Here is a 533-nt window from a genome sequence, read left to right as displayed (position 1 = left end):
CCGCACGGCAACCCGAACAATCTGACCAACGACACGCTCTGTGGCAAGAACATTGGCGTGACCAAGGGCTCCACCCAGCAGTTGAAGCACCTGCCGAACGTCTCGAAGTGGACCTGTGAGGAAAAGGGCCAGCCGGCCATCAACGGCGTGACGCTGCCCAACGTCCAGGAAGCCTTGACGCAGCTGGACTCCAAGCGGATCGACGGCGTCTTCTACGACGCCAGTGGCCTGGCCTGGGCCGCGGAGCAGCAGCCCAACCACTTCACCATTCTGGAGCCGAGGATGGATACCCGCACCAACACCAACGTCGCCATGGGGCTCAAGAAGGGCTCACCGTTGACGCCGGCACTGCAGAAGGCCATCCAGTCCGTCCTGGAGACCCCGGAATACAAGGAGTCCCTGGAGTACTGGGGCCTGGGCGAATCAGCCATCACTGAAGCCAAAATCCGCTAAGGGGCGTCCATGCAGCAAACAACTATGGAAAGACGTGACCCGAGCATGAACGGGAAAGAATCACATCTCAAGCCACGGCT

Annotated in this window: 1 protein-coding gene; it reads left to right on the top strand. The window is 60.6% G+C overall.

Annotated features, from left to right (window positions below; translation table 11 throughout):
* Nucleotides 1–453 (top strand): type 2 periplasmic-binding domain-containing protein (locus AC5RUM_RS21470; protein WP_494036848.1); only part of this gene is annotated, 453 nt, incomplete at its 5' end.
* Between the last annotated feature and the right edge of the window lie 80 nt (nt 454–533).

This window comes from Arthrobacter sp. B2060 (assembly GCF_059090445.1).
The sequence above is the reverse complement of the archived record's forward strand: the minus strand, read 5'-3'. Positions and strand labels throughout refer to the sequence as shown.